Here is a 19,722-nt window from a genome sequence, read left to right as displayed (position 1 = left end):
GGGCGCTTAGCGCTTGCAGGGCTTGTTAATGAAGGAGCCGCAATCATAGGGCTGCGAGAGCTGCTCGCGGATCGAATAATCCTTGCCCTCGAAGCGGTTGACGATGTCGTCGATGCGCCAGCCGCCGTTCTCCCTGATCATCTGGAACTGGACGGTGACAGGCTTGCCGAAGCTACGGAAGTTGGCCAGCACGGTCGCCTTGCCGGCGGCGACGGGAATCGTGTCGAAGCTCAGCTTCTTCACTTCGCCATCCTGGCCGTTGAGGAAGGGATCGGCGCCGATCTGGCCCATATCGCCGCTTTCCGTCTGGTAGAGGTCGTCGCGGGCGAAGAGCGCGGCCAGGCTCTTGCTCATCAGCTTGTCACGGTGCGGCGGGCGCCATGCCGGCGGCGGGGCCTTGCCCTTGGCCATCAGCGTCCTGGTCGTAATGGCGTACCCTTCTTCCACCGGCCCGCGCGGAACGTCGTCGCCGGCGCGGGCCGAAACCGCCAGGACTGCGAACAGGCCCGTCAGCGCGAGCGCCAGCGCGAAATTCCGAACGATCTGCTTCACGCTTCGTCCTCGTCGTTTCCGAACAAGCCGAACTGTGCCGTTTCACGCGAGGGCTCGGGCATGCCGAGATGGCGGAAGGCATGGGGGGTCAGCAGCCGCCCGCGCGGCGTGCGCTGGATGAAGCCCTGCTGCAGCAGGAAGGGCTCGATGATCTCCTCGATCGCGTCGCGCGGCTCGGAGAGCGAGGCGGCGATGGTCTCGATCCCGACCGGGCCGCCGCCAAAATTGATGGCCACCGTCGTCAGGTAGCGCCGGTCCATCTGGTCGAGGCCGATGGCGTCGACATCGAGCAGCGAGAGCGCCTTGTCCGCGACCTTGCGGGTGACGATCGGGTCGCCGTCGACGATGGCGAAGTCGCGCACCCGCCGCAGCAGGCGCCCGGCGATGCGCGGCGTCCCCCGGGACCGCTTGGCGATCTCGTTGGCGCCGTCGTCCGACATCGGCACGCCGAGCACGCGGGCACCGCGGGCGACGATGCCCTGCAGTTCCTCGACGGTGTAGAACTGCAGCCGGATCGGGATCCCGAAGCGGTCGCGCAAAGGCGTGGTCAGCAGGCCGGCGCGGGTGGTGGCGCCGACCAGGGTGAACTTCGGCAGGTCGATCTTGACCGAGCGGGCGGCTGGTCCCTCGCCGATGATCAGGTCGAGCTGGTAGTCCTCCATCGCCGGGTAGAGGATTTCCTCAACTGCTGGGTTCAGCCGATGGATCTCGTCGATGAAGAGCACGTCGCGCTCTTCGAGATTGGTGAGCTGCGCGGCGAGATCGCCGGCCTTGGCGATGACCGGGCCCGAGGTCGAGCGGAAATTGACGCCGAGCTCGCGCGCCACGATCTGCGCAAGCGTCGTCTTGCCGAGGCCGGGCGGGCCGACGAAGAGGACATGGTCGAGCGCATCGCCCCGGCTTTTGGCGGCGTTGATGAAGACCTGGAGATTCGCGCGGGCCGCCGCCTGGCCGGTGAAATCGGCGAGCGATAGCGGCCGCAGCGAGGTTTCGCTGTCGTCGTCGCGGCGTTCGGCCGTCATAAGGCCGGAGCGCTTTGGGTCGCTCACAGCGCGATCTCCAGCTCGATGGCGTCGTGGATCGGAATGTCCTTGTACCCCGTCTTGATGATATCAGGCACGACCGAGCGATAGTGGTCGATCGCCTCGATATAAAGCCCCGAGAGGCGGAAGCCGCGGCGCTGGTAGAAGGTCAGGCCGGGCATGTTGTCGTTGGTCAGCATCGCCTTGAGCTTCTTCGCGCCCGCCGTCCGTGCGGCCTCGATGACGGCGTCGAGCATCTGGATCGCCACGCCTTCGCCGGGGCGCAGCGAATGGAGCGCGCAGAGATAGGCGGTGTCGCCTCTCACCGTCCAGCTCGCCAGCGCCGCCGTCCTGCCATCGCGCTCGAACAAGCCGAGCGCGCCGATCTCCGCGACGTCATAGACATGCAGGTCGATCATCATGCTGTGCGAGCCCCAGCTCGCCAGCATGATGCGGCAAAGCTCGGTCTTGTCGGTGACGATGCGCAGGTCCAGCTCGTCGGGCGCTTCGCTCACTTCGCCAGTTCCTTCAGGCCCAGCTTGATGAGCTGGGCCGTGCCGGCGCCGTCGCCGGCGGCCTTGGCGGCGGCTGCGACGGCCGCTACGGCCTGCGCCTGAGGATAGCCGAGATTGGCGAGCGCCGAGACTGCGTCGGCGATGGGCTGCGGCAATTTCCGGTCCTCGAGCGCGCCGGAGAGCTGGGCGATCCCGGGATCGATATGGCCGAAGGCCGGGGCCTTGTCCTTGAGCTCGGCGCAGAGGCGCTGCGCCAGCTTGGGGCCGACGCCCGGAGCGCGGGCGATCGCCGCCTTGTCGTTGGTGGCGATGGCGGTGGCGAGCGCGCCGGGATCGAGCGTCGAGAGGATCGCGAGCGCGACCTTGGCGCCGACGCCCTGCACCACCTGCATCAGCCGGAACCAGTCGCGCTCGACGTCGGACATGAAGCCGTAGAGGCGGATGGCATCCTCGCGGACATGGGTCTCGATCGAGAGCGCCGCCGCCTCGCCCGGCTTGGGCAGGCGCTGCAGCGTGCGCGCCGAGCACTGCACGACATAGCCGACGCCCTGCACGTCGATGATGACGTGATCCTCGCCATAGGAATCGATCAGGCCCTTGAGCTTGCCGATCATCGATATTCTCCGCCTGTCATCCCGGGCGACCGCAGGGAGACCCGGGATCCATGCCGGAGCGCCGCCGATAGAGGTTCAGGCATGGATCCCGGATCTCCGCTTCGCTGCGTCCGGGATGACCTGCGCGGTACGAGCCTCGCAAAAATTACCAGATGACAGCATGGCCCTCACGATGCCTTCAATTGCGCGACCAACGCCTTCATGCCGCGATGCTGGGCATGGCAGATCGCGACGGCGAGCGCGTCCGCCGCATCGGCGGAGCGGGTCTCGGCCTTGGGCAGGAGCACGCGGATCATCGCCTGCACCTGCTTCTTGTCGGCGTGGCCGACGCCGACCACCGTCTTCTTGACGAGATTGGCGGCGTATTCCGCCACGCTCAGGCCGGCCAGCGAGGGCACGACCAATGCGATGCCGCGCGCCTGGCCGAGCTTCAGCGCCGATTGCGGATCGCGATTGATGAAGGTCTCTTCCACGGCCGCCTCATGCGGGCGATGCGTGGCGATGATCTTGTGCAGTCCCTCGTGCAGCTGCCGCAGGCGCTCGCCCAAGGCGAGAGTGCCGTCGCTTTCGACGCAGCCGCAGGCGACGAAGGAGAGCTTGTTGCCTTCCGAGACGACGACGCCCCAGCCGGTCTTCCGGAGGCCGGGGTCGATGCCGATGATGCGAATCGCGGGTGCCATGACGTTGCCAAACTAGCGGGTGTTTCGGATTTGTCCCGCCCGGAACTTGGGCGGAGATGAATTCCGCTCAGCGATCGCATCAAAAAGGAAAGTTGTTCTTGCCGCGCAGCGGCGGGCATGGTTCGCCGGATCAGCTTCTCCGACGCCGACGCCATGCCTTTCAGCCTCTCCGCCTTCATGCCCGGACTGACCTCAGACGGCATCGCCGTCCTGCTCGCCGCCACGCTGCTCGGCGGGCTGGTGCGCGGCTTCACCGGCTTCGGCTTTGCGATGGTGTTCATGCCGCTGGCCTCGATGGTGCTCGGGCCGGTGGCGGCGCTGGGGCTGATCTGGTTCATCGACCTGCCCTTCGCCCTGCCGATCGCGGCGCGCAGCGCCAGGCGGGCCGAGTGGGGCGAAATCCTGCCGCTCCTGCTGACGGCGACGCTGGCGCTGCCGGCCGGCATCTGGCTTCTGACCTGGCTCGACCGCGAGACGATGCGCTGGCTGCTCGCCTCGCTGGTGCTGGTTGCGGTCGCTCTTATGGCCTCGGGATGGCGCTATCACGGGCGCCCGACGATCCCGCTTTCGCTCGGGGTCGGCGCGCTGTCCGGACTTTTCAACGGCATGGCCTCGATCGGCGGCATGCCGCTGGCGGTGTTCTGGCTGGGTGCCCAGCGCAACGACCGGCACAAGACGCGGGCCAACATGCAGGCCTTCTTCGGCGTCTCGACGCTGATCAGCGGCGCGGTGCTGTGGTGGAAAGGCATTCTCATCTTTGGCGCGCTGCTGATGGCGGTGCCGCTCTTCGCGGTCTACGGCATCGGGCTCTGGGCCGGCACGCATGGCTTCCGGCTGGCCTCGGAGCAGAGCTTCCGGCGCGGCGCCTATCTGGTGATCTTCCTGAGTGCGCTGATCAGCCTGCCGCTCTGGGATGCGCTGATCGGGCGGTAATGGAGGCCGTCATGCTCGGGCTTGACCCGAGCATCTCGTGACCAGGAGGTGCCGCCGCGTTTTCCGGCATGAGATTCTCGGGTCTGCGCTTCGCTTCGCCCGAGAATGACGGCTGGCCGGGATCAGGCGCTGAGCTTGGCCATGATGTCGTCGGCGATCTCGAAATTGGCGAAGACGTTCTGGACGTCGTCGTCGTTGTCGAGCGCTTCCATCAGCTTCATCATCGATGCCGCCTTGTCCTCGTCTAGCGGGGCCGTCGTCGTCGGCCGCCAGACCGGCTTGGCCGAGGCGGGCGCGCCGAGCGAGGCTTCGAGCGCCTTGGAGACTTCGTTCAGCGCGTCGAAGGCGCAGGTGATGACATGGCCGTTCTCGTCCGAGGCGACATCGTCGGCGCCGGCTTCGATCGCGGCTTCCATCACTTTGTCGGCATCGCCGGCCTCCGGCGGATAGGTGACCTCGCCGACGCGGTTGAACATGAAGGAGACGGAATTGCTTTCGCCGAGCGCGCCGCCGGACTTGGTGAAGTAGGAGCGGACGGCCGAGGCGGTGCGGTTGCGATTGTCGGTCAGCGCCTCGACGATGACGGCGGCGCCGCCGGGGCCGTAGCCCTCGTAGCGGACCTCGTCGTAGTTATCGCCTTCGCCGCCGGCGGCCTTGTTGATGGCGCGCTGGATATTGTCCTTCGGCATGTTCTCGGCGCGGGCGGCGAGCACCGCCATGCGCAGCCGCGGGTTCATGTTGATATCGGGCATGCCCATCTTGGCGGCGACGGTGATTTCGCGGGCCAGCTTCGAGAACAGCTTGGAGCGCACCGCGTCCTGCTTGCCCTTGCGGTGCATGATGTTCTTGAACTGTGAATGGCCGGCCATGGGGACTCGCTGCCCTTTGAGATGATGGAACCATGGAAACACCACCCGCGGCGCGCCGGGGCGATCGGAACGGCCTTATAGGCGCCGATTTCCGGGACAGGCAAGCGCCAGTGGGCCCTCGCTGGCGAGATCGATGGCGGAGCGGCCGTTAAGCCATTGTTTGCCGTGGCCGAGCAGTATGCCGGCGCCGCCATGTCGCCATCCTTCAAGCTCGTGAACCAGTGACATTCAATTCCATCGCCGCGCAGGAACACCGGTTCCGCGCCTTCCGGATCTTCAGCGAGGATATCGAGCTTCTCGCTTCGCTATCGGGTTTCGCGCGCGACCGGCTGCCGCAACTGCTGGAGGAGCTGCACGAGCAATTCGCGCCCTGGCCGGAGATCGCGCAGGCGCTGCGCCGTCCCGACGTCCACCAGCGGCGGCTGGCGCACTGGATCAAACTTGCTTCCGGCGATCTCCGGGAGGGCTACAGCGAGTCGGCCCGCAAGCTGGCGACCGCGTTCCACGACCATGGCGTGCCGATCTATGCGGTGGTGATCTGCCACGCGATCGTCTCGAACGCCATCATCGTGGAGCTCGGCCTCGACCGGCAGAGCATGATGGGGCTGTCGAGCTTCTGGCAGAGACGCGAGCTCGACCGGCGGATCGCGACGCGCACGGCGCTCTCCAAGGCGACCCAGCTCGACCTGGAGCTGCTGCTCGAGACCTATGCCGTGGTTCAGCAGGAGAGCCGCGACCGCACGCGCCACCAGATCGAGGCGTTCGAGGTCACGGTCCGGGAGGTGGTTGGCGCGGTGAACGCGAGCGCCGGCAAGGTGGAGCGCCTCGCCGCCTCGGTCGAAGACGTGGTCGGAGAAACGAGCGCGCAAGCCAAACGGGCCGCGGGGGCGGCGGGGAGCGCTTCGGACAATGTCAGCAACGTCGCGACCGCGACGAACGAGTTGTCGATCTCGCTCGACCATGTCGCGGCGGAGGTCGTGCGGGCATCGACCATGGCGCATGAGGCCCATGTCGCTGCCCAGAAGACCGATGCCATCGTCAAGAGTCTCGCTCTTTCGGCGGAGACGATCGGCTCGGTCGTGGAGATGATCCAGACGATCGCCAGCCAGACCAATCTGCTTGCGCTCAACGCTACGATCGAGGCTGCACGCGCCGGCGAGACCGGACGAGGCTTTGCCGTTGTGGCTACGGAGGTGAAGCAGCTTTCATCGCGCACCGCGAAGGCCACGGACGAAATCGCGGCCCAGGTCCCGGCGATGCAGGCGGCGACGCGCGAGGCGGTGACGGCGATCGAGAGCATCGTCGCCTTCGTCAGCCAGGTGAACGGCATCGCCGGTGCGGTTGCGGCGAGCATCGACGAGCAGCGCGCCGCCACGCAGGAAATCGCACGCAGTGCCGATCAGGCGGCGATGGGCACGCAGGCCAACGCCGAAACCATCGTGCAACTGAACGACCGGGCGCAGCAGGCCGGCAAGGCGGTGCATGACGTGCTCGACGTGGCGGGCACCCTGTCCCGCCAGGCCGAGAGTCTGAACCACGCCTTCGACGATCTGGTTCGCCAGCACCGCGCGGTCTGAGGCGCGCAGGCTCCTGCGGGTCAGTCTTGCGCCCAGCCGGGCAGCGCCTCGCTGAGATGCGGGCCGACCCGTACGGCCCAGACGGCTTTCGCGAGCCCCGTCGCATCGTCGATCTCGACTGCGACGCCTGACAGAGTGCCCTCGCCGGTGGCCGGCTCCAGCCGCGCGCCCGGCACCTTCTGCAGGAAGCGGCGCACCGGCTCGTCCTTCTGCATGCCGAGCACGGAATCATAGTCGCCACACATGCCGGCATCGGACTGATAGGCCGTGCCGGCGGGCAGGATGCGCGTGTCGGAGGTCGGCGCATGGGTGTGGGTGCCGACGACGAGGCTGGCGCGGCCATCGAGGAAATAGGCCATCGCCTGCTTTTCGCTCGTCGCCTCGGCATGGACGTCGACGATGACGGCGTCGGCGACTTCGCCAAGCGGGCAGGCGGCGAGCTCGCGCTCGACTGCGGCGAAGGGGTCGTCGAGCGGGTCCATGAAGAGACGACCCATGACGTTGACGACGAGGACGCGGGCGCCGTTGCGCGCCTCGATGACGGTAGCGCCGCGGCCGGGCGTGCCGGGCGGATAATTCGCCGGGCGGATCAGCCGGTCCTGCCTGTTGATGAAGACAAGCGCCTCGCGCTGGTCCCAGGAATGATTGCCGAGCGTGACGACATCCGCGCCGGCTGCGAGGATCTCGTCGCAAATCGCCTCGGTGATGCCGAAGCCGCCCGCGGAATTCTCGCCGTTGATGACCACGCAGTCGAGCTTCCACGCTTCGCGCAGGGCCGGCAGGCGCTCCTGAACCGCAATCCGGCCAGGGCGGCCGACGATGTCACCGAGGAAGAGAAAACGCATGAGGGCTCCGAGCCGGTAGGGGCGCCGGTTACACGAGCCCTCATCCTGAGGAGCGGCCGCAGGTCGCGCCTCGACGGATGTTCCACAGTCCGCTGGATCATCCTTCGAGACGCCGCGTTCCGCGGCTCCTCAGGATGAGGGCTGTGGAATGGCAGGTCTGTCCTCCTCCGTGACCCGAAAGCCAGCCGGAATCAACCGCAGCGGATAGTGTCGCGTTCGGTCACGATCCAGTCGAGGCGCTGGTCGTGCGGCTCGTCCGGCACGGCCTCGATTTCTTGTGCTGCGTAGCCAATGCCGATGCTGACGGTCGGCCCGAGTTCCGTCAGGGCACGGTCGTAGTAGCCCTTGCCGTATCCGATGCGGTAGCCGCGCCGGTCGAAGGCGGCGAGCGGCACGATCAGGATGACAGGCTTAGCCTCGGGCTCGGCGGGAGCGGGGACGAGCGTGCCGAAGCCGCCCGGCACGATCGGCTCGTAGGGCGCCCAGCGGCGGAAGATCATGCGCTTGTCGACGATCGCCGGCAGGCAGAGCGGCAGCCCGCGCTCATGCAGCGCTTCGAGGATCGGGCGCGGATCGGCTTCCGAGCGCATCGGCCAATAGGCGGAGATAGGGCCGGTGCTGTCCCAGACGGGCAGAGCGAGGACGCGGGCGGCGATGTCCGCATCCCATTCGAGCCGGCTGTCGAGATCCAGCGCGTCACGGCGGGCCAGCGCGGCGTCACGGAGAACGACCTTGCGCGGGGATGGGGAGGCCGGGGGTATGAAAGGCGTATCGGGACGCGTGGTCGTCATGGTCAGGCTGCGGAGCCACCTCGGCCGTGGAGTTTTGAATCCCGGGACACCTACAGAAGTAGGTGGGCGCCGTGTGCCCGGTTCCGATGGATCCGGACAGGGACAGCTCCCTAGGGAGTCGTATGGGCCCGGGGAATGCTGTCTCTCACGCACCAGGCAGCCCCGCTCAGCCAATGTAAGCAAGCCGCCGGCAAAGCGCCAGAGGCGATTTGCCGGCACGCACCCAAATGTGCGGGGGGGCGCCATGAAAATGTTCATATTTTGGACGTGGTGAGCAGATGATATAGACAAGCGCGACATGTTCGGAAAACCGGTTTCATCGATGCTTCCTTCGATCCTCGCCCGTTATCTTTCCCGTTCGGGGCTGGTTGCGCTCGCCTGCGCCGCGGCACTGTTCGGCGGGGCCGCGCCCGGCTCGGCCCAGGATGCCGCTGACCTGCTGGTGCGTACGACGCGGCTGGAGAACCAGCTGCGCCAGATGTCCGGCCAGATCGAGCAGCTCCAGTTCGAGAACCGCCGCCTCAGCGAACAGCTGCGCAAGTTTCAGGAGGATGTCGATTTCCGCCTGAACGAGAAGGGCGGCGGCCGTTCAGGCGGGGCCGCGCCGGGCGCTCCGCCGGCTGGCGGTGGCGCCCCCGGGGCGCCGCAGCGCCAGCGCCGTGGCGATGCCTTCGATCCGACGATGCAGCAGGGCGCCGCCGGCGGCCCGCAGCAGCTCGGCGGCGGGATCGCAGGCATCATCGAGGATGACGATGGCGGCGGACCGGCCACGGGCCGGCCGCTCGACCTGCAGGGCGTCGGACGCCCCGCTCCGCAAGGCGGCCTGCCGCAGGCCATGCCGCGGGGGCCGAGCGTCGCGGCTGCCAGCGGTCCCCAGAGCGCCAAGGAGGCCTACGACCTCGCCTTCACCTCGCTCCAACGCAGGGAGTACGAGCAGGCGGAGATGGGCTTTCGGCAGTTCCTGCAGAGCTATCCGCGCGACCGGCTTGCGGTCGACGCCACCTATTGGCTCGGCGAAAGCTATCTACAGCGCCAGCGCTATCGCGAGGCTGCCGAGCAGTTCCTGAAGATCTCGCGGGAATCGCCGAAGGCGACCAAGGCGCCGGACAGCCTGCTCAAGCTCGGCATGGCTTTGAATGGGCTCGGTGCCAAGGACCAGGCCTGCGCGACCTATGCCAAGGTCGGCGTCGATTATCCCTCGGCCTCCAATGCGGTGCGCCAGGGCGTGGCGCGCGAGCGGCGCCGCTCCGGCTGCGCTTGAGCGCGCTGCCACAGAATCAAACGAATGCGTCGCCGGTCTCGCCTGTCGAGGCCGGCGAACTCTTTCTGGGGCTGACGCAGGAAAGCGTTCTGCTCGTCGCGGTTTCAGGCGGGCCGGATTCGGTCGCATTGCTGGGGCTGCTGGCCGATTGGGCGCGCTTGCCGGGCCGGCCACGGCTCCATGCCGCGACCGTCGACCATGGCTTGAGGCCGGAAGCCTCGGCGGAGGCTGCCGCTGTCGCCGCGCTCTGCGCGCGGCTCGGCGTCGCGCACGCGACCCTGCGCTGGGAAGGCGAGAAGCCCTCAAGGGGCATCCAGGCAGCGGCCCGGCGTGCCCGATACGCGCTGCTGGCGGGAGAGGCGAAGCGGCTCGGCGGTGCCGTTCTGGTGACCGCCCACACGCTCGACGATCAGGCCGAGACGATGCTGATGCGGCTCGCCCACGGCTCCGGCCCATCCGGTCTCGCCGGGATGCGCGCGCGAACCGTGAAGGACGGTGTCGTACTTGTCCGCCCGCTTCTCGGCATTGCGAAGGCACGGCTCGTTGCGACAGCCCGGGCGCGCAGCCTTCCCTTTGTGAGTGATCCGAGCAATGCCGACCTGCGCTTCGAGCGCGTTCGCTGGCGTGAGATCATGCCGGTTCTCGCGGAGGAGGGGCTGACGGCTGAGCGCTTCGGACGGATGGCGGAAAGGATGGCGCGGCTGGAGGCTGCGGCGAGCCAGCGCGCGCAGGCCGTGTTTGCAGCGGTCGGCTTGCCGCGAGAGGCGGGCGAGGACCGGGTGAGGCTCGACTTTTCGGCGCTGATGGCCGAGCCGGACGAGATCGTTCTGCGCGTGGTCGGGCAGGCGCTTGAGGCCGTCATGGCCAGCGGCGACCGCTATGGTCGGCTCGAACGGCTGGAGGATTGCGTGGAGGCGCTGCGTGCTGGCGCGAAGACAGGTTCTGCCATCAGACGGACATTGTCCGGCTGCATGGTGATGCTCGGCGTGGACGGCGTGCTGGCCCTCGAACGGGAGCCGCCACGTCGACGCGGCGTTCACCCTGCGACATCTTAGTGCCCTTACGTCTTCTGTTTCCCTTGGCAAGGGCGTACGCCGCTCCTAGATTAGCTCGGGAAACCCTTGGCCTTATCCGGTTGGTCCGGCAGGCCCGATCGGACTGGTGATGAATCCGAATTTTCGTAATTTCGCCCTCTGGGTGGTGATTTTTCTTCTTGTCCTGGCGCTGGTGACTCTGTTCCAGAGCCCAAGCCAGCGCGCGAGCACCAACGAAATCCCCTATAGCCAGCTCATCAACGAGGCTGAAGCCGGCCGCGTCGCCAATGTCGTGGTCGCCGGGCAGGAGATTTCCGGCAGCTTCTCCGACGGGCGCAATTTCGTGACCTATGCGCCCTATGGCGACCCCAATCTGCTGAAGACCATGGCGCAGAAGGGTGTGCAGGTGTCGGCCCGCGCGCCGTCCGAGGGCACGCCCTGGTTCATGGCGCTGCTGGTCAACTCGCTGCCCTTCGTCATCTTCATCGGCCTGTGGATCTTCATGTCCCGCCAGATGCAGAACGGCGCCGGCCGGGCAATGGGCTTCGGCAAGTCGAAGGCCAAGCTGCTGACCGAGGCGCATGGCCGCGTCACCTTCGAGGATGTCGCGGGCATCGACGAGGCCAAGGAAGACCTGCAGGAGATCGTCGAATTCCTGCGTGATCCGCAGAAGTTCCAGCGGCTGGGCGGGCGCATCCCGCGCGGCGTGCTGCTGGTCGGCCCTCCCGGCACCGGCAAGACGCTGACGGCGCGCGCCGTCGCCGGTGAGGCCAATGTCCCGTTCTTCACCATCTCGGGCTCCGACTTCGTGGAGATGTTCGTAGGCGTCGGCGCGAGCCGCGTCCGCGACATGTTCGAGCAGGCCAAGAAGAACGCGCCCTGCATCATCTTCATCGACGAGATCGACGCTGTCGGCCGTCATCGCGGCGCCGGTCTCGGCGGTGGCAATGACGAGCGCGAGCAGACCCTGAACCAGCTCCTCGTCGAGATGGACGGCTTCGAGCCGAACGAGGGCGTCATCATCATCGCTGCGACCAACCGTCCGGACGTGCTCGACCCGGCACTGCTGCGCCCCGGCCGTTTCGACCGGCAGATCGTCGTGCCGAACCCGGATGTCGCCGGCCGCGAGAAGATCCTCAAGGTTCACGTCCGCAAGGTGCCGATGGCGCCGGATGTCGACCTCAAGATCCTCGCCCGCGGCACGCCCGGCTTCTCCGGCGCCGACCTGATGAACCTCGTCAACGAAGCCGCGCTGCTGGCGGCCCGCCGCGGCAAGCGCATGGTCACCCATGCCGAGTTCGAGGACGCCAAGGACAAGGTCATGATGGGCGCCGAGCGCAAATCCATGGCGATGTCCGAGGAGGAGAAGAAGCTCACGGCCTATCACGAGGCAGGCCATGCTATCGTCGGCCTCTACGTGCCGGCCGGCATCCCGGTCCACAAGGCGACGATCATCCCGCGCGGTCGCGCGCTCGGCATGGTCAAGTTCCTGCCAGAGGGCGACCGCTACTCGATGAAGTTCAAGGAGTTCACCTCGCAGCTTGCGGTCGCCATGGGCGGGCGCGTGGCGGAGGAGATGACCTTCGGCCGCGAGAACGTGACCTCGGGCGCCACGGGCGACATCCAGCAGGCGACCAAGATGGCCAAGGCCATGGTCACGCAGATGGGCTATTCGGACGAGCTCGGCATGGTCGCCTATGGCGACAATCAGGAAGAGGTCTTCCTGGGCATGTCGATGGGCCGCAGCCAGTCCGTCTCCGAGTCGACCGCCCAGAAGATCGACGCGGAGGTGAAGCGCCTCGTCGACGAGGGCTATGCCGACGCCAAGAAGATTCTGACCGATCACCATGAGGAGTTCGTCGCGGTGGCCGAGGCGCTGCTCGAGTTCGAGACGCTGACCGGCGAGGAAATCCGCGACCTGATCGCCGGCAAGCGCCCCTCGCGCGATCTCGACGACACGCCGCATGCCCCGCGCGGCTCGGCCGTGCCGAGCGCGGGCAAGGGCCGCAAGCGCGGCGAGCCGGACGCCGGCATGGAGCCGCAGCCGCAGGTCTGATACCGCGAGTATAGTCGAAGGGAAGGGCGGCCCCCGTGGCCGCCCTTTCTGTTTGGGCAGCCACGATGTCATGTTCCGTCATAATTTGTGAGAAGGCGGAAAGGTTTTTTGGCTATAGAACACGTACAATCGGGCGTTGCAGCCCCTCGGAATCGAAACGCAATGACGCGCAAATATTTCGGAACTGACGGCATTCGCGGGCGGGCGAACGGCGTCATTACGCCCGACCTTGCCATGAAGGTCGGCCAGGCCACCGGCCTCGCCTTCCGCCGCGGGGAATATCGCCATCGGGTCGTGATCGGCAAGGATACCCGCCTCTCCGGCTACATGATCGAATACGCCATGGTCGCGGGTTTCACCGCGGTCGGCATGGACGTGATGCTGCTCGGCCCGATGCCGACGCCGGCCGTCGCCATGCTGACGCGCTCGATGCGCGCCGATCTCGGTGTGATGATCTCGGCCTCGCACAACGCCTATGAGGACAACGGCATCAAGCTGTTCGGGCCCGATGGCTACAAGCTCAACGACGATGTCGAGCGGGAGATCGAGGCGCTGATCGACGCCGATCTCGGCCCGCGCCTGGCGACTTCGCCGATGCTCGGCCGGGCCAAGCGTATCGACAGCGCCGATGCGCGCTATGTCGAGTTCGCCAAGCGGACGCTACCGCGCAACCTGAGCCTTGAAGGCCTGCGCATCGTGCTCGATTGCGCCAATGGTGCCGCCTACAAGGTCGCGCCGCAGGCGCTCTGGGAGCTGGGCGCCGAGGTCATTACCATCGGCGTCGAGCCCGACGGCTTCAACATCAACCGCGAGATCGGTTCGACCCATCCTTCGACGTTGATCGAGAAGGTCAAGGAGCTGCGCGCCGATGTCGGCATTGCGCTCGACGGCGACGCCGACCGCGTGCTCGTCGTCGACGAACATGGCCATATCGTCGATGGGGACCAGCTCATGGCCGTGATCGCGCGCAGCTGGATGGAAGATGGCCGCCTCTCGGCACCCGGCATCGTCGCAACCGTGATGTCCAATCTCGGGCTGGAGCGCTATCTGGCGGGGCTTGGTCTGTCGCTGGCGCGCACGGCGGTCGGCGATCGCTATGTGCTGGAGCATATGCGCAACCACGGTTTCAACCTCGGCGGTGAGCAGTCCGGCCACATCATCCTCTCGGATTTCGGCACGACCGGCGACGGGTTGGTCGCGGCGCTGCAACTGCTCGCGGTGGTGAAGCGGATGGACCGGCCGGTCTCGGAAGTCTGCCACTGCTTCGAGCCGCTGCCGCAGATCCTCAAGAACGTGCGCTACAAGGCCGGAAAGCCGCTGGAGCAGCAGCCCGTCATCAGCGCGATCGAGGCCGCGAAGCAGTTGCTGGGCGACAGCGGACGCCTGGTGATCCGCCCCTCGGGAACCGAGCCGGTGATCCGCGTGATGGCTGAAGGCGACGACCGCGATCTGGTCGAGCGCGCGGTGGACGATGTCGTCGAGGCGGTGACGAAGGCCGCCGCCTGAAGGGCACCGTCATGCTCGGGCTCGACCCGAGTATCTCCGGTCGGAGGAGGCTCCGGTCGTCATTGCGAGGAGCGAAGCGACGAAGCAATCCAGGAAGACTGGGTTGGACGTCTCACCCGGTCCTCCTGGATTGCTTCGCTGTGCTCGCAATGACGGTGGAGGTTCGGTGCGACCCCGTCATGAGATTCTCGGGTCTGCGCTACGCTTCGCCCGAGAATGACTGCTGTGCCAGCCTCACACCACCGCGGTCAGGCCACCGTCGACCATCAGCAGATGGCCGTTGACGTAGTCGGATGCCGCCGCGGACAGGAAGATGGCGGCGCCGACGAGCTCCTTCGTCTCCCCCCAGCGCCCCGCCGGCGTGCGGGTGGCAACCCAGTTCGAGAAGGCCTCGTCCGCAATCAGCGCGGCATTGATCTCGGTGGCGAAATAGCCGGGGCCGATGGCGTTGGCCTGGATGTTGTGCTTGCCGAGCTCGGCGGCGAGACCGCGCGTCATCATCTTCACCGCGCCCTTGGACGCCGTGTAGGGGATGATGGTGGCGCGGCCGAGCTCGCTCATCACCGAGCCGATATTGATGATCTTGCCACGCTTGCGCGGCACCATTCGCTTCGTCACCGCCTGGGTGACGTAGAACACTGAATGCAGGTTGGTGTTCATCACCTCGTGCCAGCCTTCGACCGGGAATTCGGTGATCGGCGCGCGCTTCTGCATGCCAGCATTGTTGATGAGGATGTCGATCGGCCCGATCTCGGCCTCGATCGCGGCGATGCCGGCCTCGACCGCCTTCTGGTCGGTGACGTCGAAGGGAGCGATGGAGGCCTTGCGGCCGGCGGCGGCGAGCGCCTTCTGGGCACGTTCGAGCTTGGCCTTGTCGCGGCCGTTCAGCACGACATGGGCGCCGGCCTCAGACAGGCCCTCTGCGAGCGCCAGACCGATGCCCTGGCCGGAGCCGGTGACCAGTGCGATCTTGCCTTCGAGACTGAACAGCGACAGCGACATGGCGTATCCTCGCAGTGTTCTGGTGTAAGCAAATTCGGTTTGCGCAAAGCCTGCATCCTTGGGTAAGCAGGTTTCAATCGATTAGACAACCACGGAAAGGCGCCTTCGCTTTCTCAGCCCTCATCCTGAGGAACAAGGCGAATGCCTTGCGTCTCGATGGGTGTTCCAGCGCGCTCCAAACCATCCTTCGAGACGCCGCGTTCCGCGGCTCCTCAGGATGAGGGCAGAGGAAAACAAGCCGTCCGGATCAGGGAGAACCACCATGCGTGCCGTCGTCATTCATGCCGAGAAGGACCTGCGGGTCGAGCCGACGACCGCGCCCGAGCTTGGACCGCGCGACGTGCGCGTGCGGATCGAGGCCGGCGGCATCTGCGGCTCGGATCTGCATTATTACCTTCATGGCGGTTTCGGCACGATCCGCGTGCGCGAACCGATGATCCTCGGCCATGAGATCGCTGGCCGCGTCGAGGCGGTTGGTGGCGAAGTCTCGCGGGTGAAGCCGGGAGACCGCGTCGCGGTCAATCCGAGCCGGGCCTGCGGCCATTGCCGCTACTGCCAGATGGGGCTGCAGCAGCACTGCACGGACATGTTGTTCTACGGTTCGGCGATGCGCTTCCCGCATGTTCAGGGCGGCTTCCGCGATGTGCTCGTCGTCGAGGAGCGACAGGCGGTCAAAGTCGCGCCGCATGTCAGCGCCGCCGAGGCTGCCTTCGCCGAGCCGCTTTCGGTCTGCCTCCACGCCGCCAAGCGCGCCGGCCCGCTGCTCGGCAAGCGCGTGCTGGTGACGGGGGCCGGGCCGATCGGCGCTCTCACCATCGTGGCGGCGAAGGCGGCGGGCGCCTCGGAGATCGTGGCGACCGACGTGGTCGACGGGCCGCTGCCGGTCGCGCGCAGGATGGGAGCGACCGCGACCGTGAACGTTGCCGCCGAGCCCGAGCGGCTGAAAGCGGAATACGGGGCCGAGAAGGGCGCCTTCGACGTGATGTTCGAGGCCTCCGGCAATCAGCATGCGCTGACCGGCGCCTTCGATGTGGTCCGGCCGGGTGGCATCATCGTGCAGATCGGCGTGGGCGGCCAGTTCACGCTGCCGATGAACGTCGTGGTCGCCAAGGAGTTCGACCTGCGCGGCTCCTTCCGCTTCCATGAGGAGTTCGACTGGGCGGTGGCGATGATCGGCTCCCGTACTATCGATCTCTCGCCGCTGCTGACGGCGACGATCCCGGTCGATCGCGCAGTCGAGGCCTTCGACCTGGCGGCAGACAAGTCGAAGGCGATCAAGGTGCAGCTCGACTTCGCCTGAGCCGAAGCGGAGCGTCATTCTCGGGCCGCGTTAGCGGACCCGAGAATCTCGGGAGGGGATAGCGCGGGAGCCTCTTTCGGCATGAGATGCTCGGGCCAGGCCCGAGCATTACGCCGCATGTCCTAGCCGGCGAGCAGCGACGGGTCGGCGAGATGGACGAGCCGCCCGCCGGCGATGGTCGCCACCACGCGCGGTGTGGGGGCCGGCCTGACGATGACGAGATCAGCCCTCAAGCCCGGCGTGATCCGGCCGCGATCGGTGAGCCCGAGCACTGCCGCAGGGTTCTCCGAAACAAGCTTCCAGGCTGCGGCGAAGGAGGCCGCGCCGCTCTCGGCCAGCAGGAAGGGTGCCAGCGCTAGCGCCGGGTAGTAGTAGTCGGAGGCCAGGATGGTGCAGAGCCCCTGGCGCACCATCTCCTCGGCAGCCGGGCAGCCCGTATGCGAGCCGCCGCGTACCACATTCGGCGCGCCGAAGACGATCGCTTCCCCGGCCGAGGCCGCCTCGCGCGCCGTCGCCTCATTGATCGGAAACTCGGCGATGGCGATGCCGAGCGCACGATGCTGCTGCCGCATCCCAGGGCTCATGTCGTCATGGGACATGGTCGGCACGCCCGCCTTGCGCGCCGCCTCGGCCAGCCGCGCGATCGAGCCCGCGACCTCGCCCTTGCGGGCATAGACGCGATCGACGAGTTCCATGAATTCGTCGTGGCTCAGGCCGGTCCGCTCGACCATCTTGCCGACCTTGTCCGGACGGTGGCGGGATTTCAGCGTGCCTTCGGTGTGATCGTTAAAGGCGAGGACGCCGATGCACCCCTCGGCCAGCCATGAGGCGATCTCTTCCTCGGCGTCGAGGTTGAAGGTCTCATGACGCATGTGGAAACGGGTATCGGCGCCGAGCTCCGGCTTGAGGGCGGCGATGCGCTCGACCAGCCGGCGCGCATTCTCCGCACCGCGCAGGCCCGGCTCCCAGGACCAGGTCACGCCATGGAAGGCCGTGGTGATGCCGCTCGCCAGCAAAGCGCGGTCGGCGTCGCGCAGCGCGAGATCGATATCGAAGGCGACGCCCGGGCGCGGCATGATGTGACGCTCGAAGGCATCGCCATGGCAGTCGACGATACCCGGCAGCAGGAGGCAGCCTTCGGCGTGAAGCACGAGATCCGCCGTGTGCGAGGCCTCGCCCAATGAGGCGATCAGACCTCCTTCGAGCGAGACGTCCGTCGCGACGAGTTCATCGAGGAGCGCCCGCGCGCCCGTGATTTTCGTGCTCATCTTCGCTGCCCCGCTGTCGATGCCGAGGCGGGGCGCTTCGATGAGTCATGTGACGAAGGCGTGACGCTGCCGGTTGGGGAGCCGTCAGAACAAGCCTTCGATCCGCCCCTGCGCGTCGATATGGATGCGCTCGGCGGCCGGCTGGCGCGGCAGGCCGGGCATCGTCATGATGTCCCCGCAGATCGCGACGACGAAACCCGCGCCGGCCGAAAGCCTGAGCTCGCGCAGCGGCACGATATGGCCGGAGGGCGCGCCGCGCAGCGCAGGGTCGGCCGAGAAGGAATATTGGGTCTTGGCGACGCAGACCGGCAGGTTGCCGAAGCCGGCTGCTTCCAGCTCTGCGAAGCGGTCGCGTAGCCTGCCGTCGACGCCGACACCGGCCGCGCCGTAGATCTCACGCGCGATCGTCTCCAGCTTATCGCGCAGCGGCATCTCGTCCGGGTAGAGCGGCGCGAAATCGGCCTCGTCCTCGTCGGTGAGCGCGGCGACCTTGCGGGCGAGCTCCTCGGCGCCGGCGCCGCCCTTGGCCCAGTGCCGGCAGATGACCGCCTCGGCGCCGAGATGGTTGCGGCAGTAATGGCGGATCAGATCGTGCTCGGCCGCGGTGTCGGTGGTGAAGTGGTTGATCGCGACGATCGGCGGCACGCCGAATTTGCGGATGTTCTCGACATGGCGCGCGAGGTTGGCCATGCCGGCTTCCAGCGCCTTGAGGTTTTCCTGGCCGAGTTCGTCCTTGGCGACCCCGCCATGCATCTTGAGGGCGCGCACGGTGGCGACGACGACGGCCGCGGCGGGCTTGAGCCCGGCCTTGCGGCACTTGATGTCGAAGAACTTCTCGGCGCCGAGATCCGCGCCGAAGCCGGCCTCGGTGACGACATAGTCCGCGAGCTTCAGCGCCGCGCGCGTCGCGATCACCGAATTGCAGCCATGGGCGATGTTGGCGAAGGGGCCGCCATGGACGAAGGCCGGCGTGCCCTCCAGCGTCTGCACCAGGTTCGGCATCAGCGCGTCCTTGAGCAGGACGCTCATCGCGCCGGTCGCCTTGAGGTCGGCCGCGGTGATCAGGCGCTTGTCGCGCGTGCGGCCGACGACGATCCGGCCGAGACGCTCCTCGATATCGATCGCGTCACGCGCCAGGCAGAAGATCGCCATCACTTCGGAGGCGACGGTGATGTCGAAGCCGTCCTCCCGCGGAAAGCCGTTGCCGGGGCCGCCGAGCGACGAGACCGTCGAGCGCAGCGCCCGGTCGTTCATGTCGAGCACGCGGCGCCAGGCAATGTGACGGGTGTCGAACTCCAGCCCGTTGCCCCAGTAGACATGATTGTCGATCATGGCCGCGAGCAGGTTGTGGGCGCTGGTGATGGCGTGGAAGTCGCCGGTGAAGTGCAGATTGATCTGCTCCATAGGCACGACCTGGGAATAGCCACCGCCGGCCGCGCCGCCCTTGACGCCGAAGCAGGGGCCGAGAGAAGGCTCGCGCAGCGCGATCATCGCGCGCTTGCCGATGCGAGAAAGCCCGTCGCCGAGACCGACCGTCGTCGTGGTCTTGCCTTCGCCAGCCGGTGTCGGGCTGATCGCGGTGACGAGGATCAGCTTGCCGTCCGGCCGCGTTTCGAAGTCGGGGATCGCCTGCGTGTCGATCTTGGCGATGTGCTTGCCGTAGGGGTTGAGCGCCTCCGAGGGAATGCCCACGCGCTCGGCGATGGCGGCAACAGGTTGAAGCGTCGCGGCGCGCGCGATCTCGATATCGGTCGGCATCCGTCCTCTCGGAGACTGTACTTGCTCCGCGCCTCCCCGGGGGCAGAGCCGCGGCGACACTGGCGCGAAACGCCTGTCGCCGCCAGCGCTTTTGCCGCGGAGGCAGCCATGATGCACAGGCGGTGCGGCGCGCTGCGAT

The 19,722-nt window shown here is 67.2% G+C and carries 18 protein-coding genes and 1 other RNA gene; 7 read left to right on the top strand and 12 right to left on the bottom strand.

Features of this window, described 5'->3' with window-relative positions; all coding sequences use genetic code 11:
* Positions 1 to 6 precede the first annotated feature (6 nt).
* From AC1DIN_RS20315 to ruvC, 5 genes are all read right to left on the bottom strand, one after another.
* Positions 7 to 552: a DUF3828 domain-containing protein gene (locus AC1DIN_RS20315; RefSeq protein WP_476811097.1), complete on the bottom strand. Its 546-nt coding sequence runs from the start codon at positions 550 to 552 to the stop codon at positions 7 to 9.
* A complete protein-coding gene (gene ruvB, locus AC1DIN_RS20310) occupies positions 549 to 1,574 on the bottom strand; it encodes a Holliday junction branch migration DNA helicase RuvB (protein WP_441473016.1) in 1,026 nt (341 codons plus the stop codon). The genes AC1DIN_RS20315 and ruvB overlap by 4 nt, the downstream gene beginning before the upstream one ends.
* 23 nt (positions 1,575 to 1,597) lie before the next feature.
* Positions 1,598 to 2,089, bottom strand: coding sequence for an N-acetyltransferase family protein (locus AC1DIN_RS20305; protein WP_476811096.1), 492 nt, complete (start codon positions 2,087 to 2,089; stop codon positions 1,598 to 1,600).
* The gene (ruvA, locus tag AC1DIN_RS20300) at positions 2,086 to 2,703 is read right to left on the bottom strand and encodes a Holliday junction branch migration protein RuvA (protein WP_476811095.1); all 618 of its coding nucleotides are present in this window, start codon (positions 2,701 to 2,703) and stop codon (positions 2,086 to 2,088) included. The genes AC1DIN_RS20305 and ruvA overlap by 4 nt, the downstream gene beginning before the upstream one ends.
* Before the next feature lie 167 nt (positions 2,704 to 2,870).
* Positions 2,871 to 3,383 (bottom strand): crossover junction endodeoxyribonuclease RuvC, encoded by a 513-nt coding sequence (ruvC, locus tag AC1DIN_RS20295; RefSeq protein WP_441472898.1) that lies wholly within the window; start codon positions 3,381 to 3,383, stop codon positions 2,871 to 2,873.
* Positions 3,384 to 3,500: 117 nt separating this feature from the next.
* On the opposite strand from ruvC, the gene AC1DIN_RS20290 reads away from it, so the two are divergent.
* Positions 3,501 to 4,316: a TSUP family transporter gene (locus tag AC1DIN_RS20290; RefSeq protein WP_476811094.1), complete on the top strand. Its 816-nt coding sequence runs from the start codon at positions 3,501 to 3,503 to the stop codon at positions 4,314 to 4,316.
* Between the two features lie 122 nt (positions 4,317 to 4,438).
* Here AC1DIN_RS20290 and AC1DIN_RS20285 read toward each other — a convergent pair whose 3' ends face one another.
* Entirely contained in the window at positions 4,439 to 5,185 is a 747-nt protein-coding gene (locus AC1DIN_RS20285) for a YebC/PmpR family DNA-binding transcriptional regulator (RefSeq protein ID WP_441472896.1), read from the bottom strand.
* 221 nt (positions 5,186 to 5,406) lie between these two features.
* Between AC1DIN_RS20285 and AC1DIN_RS20280 the strand changes: the two genes are divergently transcribed.
* The gene (locus AC1DIN_RS20280) at positions 5,407 to 6,762 is read left to right on the top strand and encodes a methyl-accepting chemotaxis protein (RefSeq protein WP_441472895.1); all 1,356 of its coding nucleotides are present in this window, start codon (positions 5,407 to 5,409) and stop codon (positions 6,760 to 6,762) included.
* 20 nt (positions 6,763 to 6,782) lie between these two features.
* On the opposite strand, the gene AC1DIN_RS20275 is transcribed toward AC1DIN_RS20280, so the two are convergent.
* The 3 genes from AC1DIN_RS20275 to ssrS all read right to left on the bottom strand — a co-directional run bounded on the left by AC1DIN_RS20275 (position 6,783) and on the right by ssrS (position 8,564).
* Complete coding sequence (locus AC1DIN_RS20275) at positions 6,783 to 7,607, bottom strand: TIGR00282 family metallophosphoesterase (protein WP_441472894.1); 825 nt, start codon at positions 7,605 to 7,607, stop codon at positions 6,783 to 6,785.
* 191 nt (positions 7,608 to 7,798) lie between these two features.
* Entirely contained in the window at positions 7,799 to 8,398 is a 600-nt protein-coding gene (locus AC1DIN_RS20270; RefSeq protein ID WP_476766420.1) for a 5-formyltetrahydrofolate cyclo-ligase, read from the bottom strand.
* 8 nt (positions 8,399 to 8,406) lie between these two features.
* Positions 8,407 to 8,564, bottom strand: a non-coding RNA gene (gene ssrS, locus AC1DIN_RS20265) — 6S RNA.
* A 156-nt stretch (positions 8,565 to 8,720) separates the two neighbouring features.
* Here ssrS and ybgF point away from each other — a divergent pair.
* The 4 genes from ybgF to glmM all read left to right on the top strand — a co-directional run bounded on the left by ybgF (position 8,721) and on the right by glmM (position 14,255).
* Positions 8,721 to 9,659: a tol-pal system protein YbgF gene (ybgF, locus tag AC1DIN_RS20260; RefSeq protein ID WP_476811093.1), complete on the top strand. Its 939-nt coding sequence runs from the start codon at positions 8,721 to 8,723 to the stop codon at positions 9,657 to 9,659.
* Positions 9,656 to 10,714, top strand: coding sequence for a tRNA lysidine(34) synthetase TilS (tilS, locus tag AC1DIN_RS20255; protein WP_476811092.1), 1,059 nt, complete (start codon positions 9,656 to 9,658; stop codon positions 10,712 to 10,714). The genes ybgF and tilS overlap by 4 nt, the downstream gene beginning before the upstream one ends.
* Before the next feature lie 109 nt (positions 10,715 to 10,823).
* Positions 10,824 to 12,749 (top strand): ATP-dependent zinc metalloprotease FtsH, encoded by a 1,926-nt coding sequence (gene ftsH, locus AC1DIN_RS20250; protein ID WP_441472890.1) that lies wholly within the window; start codon positions 10,824 to 10,826, stop codon positions 12,747 to 12,749.
* 162 nt (positions 12,750 to 12,911) lie between these two features.
* On the top strand, positions 12,912 to 14,255 hold the full coding sequence (gene glmM / locus AC1DIN_RS20245; protein ID WP_441472889.1) for a phosphoglucosamine mutase: 1,344 nt from the start codon (positions 12,912 to 12,914) through the stop codon (positions 14,253 to 14,255).
* Positions 14,256 to 14,489: 234 nt separating this feature from the next.
* On the opposite strand, the gene AC1DIN_RS20240 is transcribed toward glmM, so the two are convergent.
* The gene (locus tag AC1DIN_RS20240; protein WP_476811091.1) at positions 14,490 to 15,257 is read right to left on the bottom strand and encodes an SDR family NAD(P)-dependent oxidoreductase; all 768 of its coding nucleotides are present in this window, start codon (positions 15,255 to 15,257) and stop codon (positions 14,490 to 14,492) included.
* A 262-nt stretch (positions 15,258 to 15,519) separates the two neighbouring features.
* On the opposite strand from AC1DIN_RS20240, the gene AC1DIN_RS20235 reads away from it, so the two are divergent.
* Positions 15,520 to 16,557 carry an L-idonate 5-dehydrogenase gene (locus tag AC1DIN_RS20235; protein WP_476811090.1) on the top strand — a complete coding sequence of 346 codons (1,038 nt, stop codon included), beginning with the start codon at positions 15,520 to 15,522 and terminating at the stop codon, positions 16,555 to 16,557.
* Between the two features lie 122 nt (positions 16,558 to 16,679).
* Here AC1DIN_RS20235 and AC1DIN_RS20230 read toward each other — a convergent pair whose 3' ends face one another.
* Both AC1DIN_RS20230 and AC1DIN_RS20225 read right to left on the bottom strand, forming a co-directional pair.
* Positions 16,680 to 17,825, bottom strand: a complete 1,146-nt coding sequence (locus AC1DIN_RS20230) for an alpha-D-ribose 1-methylphosphonate 5-triphosphate diphosphatase (protein WP_476811089.1) — start codon at positions 17,823 to 17,825, stop codon at positions 16,680 to 16,682.
* Between the two features lie 84 nt (positions 17,826 to 17,909).
* Positions 17,910 to 19,583 carry a formate--tetrahydrofolate ligase gene (locus AC1DIN_RS20225; protein ID WP_441472885.1) on the bottom strand — a complete coding sequence of 558 codons (1,674 nt, stop codon included), beginning with the start codon at positions 19,581 to 19,583 and terminating at the stop codon, positions 17,910 to 17,912.
* Positions 19,584 to 19,722 lie beyond the last annotated feature (139 nt).

The organism is Allobosea sp. 05T438 (assembly GCF_056396025.1).
Note: the sequence above shows the minus strand (reverse complement) of the source record. Positions and strands in the feature narration are given on the sequence as shown.